We start from the raw sequence: 457 nt of genomic DNA on the forward strand, positions 1-457 counted from the left end.
CTCTTCCTGTTTTCGAATTGGGTTGAGTTCAGGAGGCCTTGTCGAGGTCGGCGAAGCGGCGGCCTTCGGCCGCGAGCTTCTCCAGAAGGGCCGCAGGTTTGAAGGCGGCGCCGTAGCGCGCTTCATATTCCTTCAGCTTGGCGACCACGTTCGCAAGCCCGAGCTGGTCGGCATAGAACATCGGCCCCCCGCGGTAGACGGGCCAGCCGTAGCCGTTGACCCAGACCACGTCGATGTCGCTGGCCCGGATCGCCTTGCCTTCTTCGAGGATCTTCGCGCCCTCGTTGATCATCGGCAGGATGTTCCGATCGAGGATCTCGTCGTCCGTGATCTGGCGCGGTTCGACGCCCTTCTTGGCCATGAAGTCGCGAATGATCTGCTCGGTGACGGGTGATGGCCGGGGATTGCGGTTCTCGTCGTAGTCATAGAAGCCGGCGCCGGTCTTCTGGCCTCGACG

1 protein-coding gene is annotated in these 457 nt (G+C 62.8%); it reads right to left on the reverse strand.

Annotated features, from left to right (window positions below; translation table 11 throughout):
* Nucleotides 1–28: 28 nt before the first annotated feature.
* A partial coding sequence (locus tag DJ017_RS19925) for a 3-hydroxyacyl-CoA dehydrogenase family protein (protein WP_264371508.1) occupies nucleotides 29–457 on the reverse strand: 429 nt, incomplete at its 5' end.

Origin of the sequence: Phenylobacterium soli, assembly GCF_003254475.1 — a bacterium.
Taxonomy (GTDB): domain Bacteria; phylum Pseudomonadota; class Alphaproteobacteria; order Caulobacterales; family Caulobacteraceae; genus Phenylobacterium; species Phenylobacterium soli.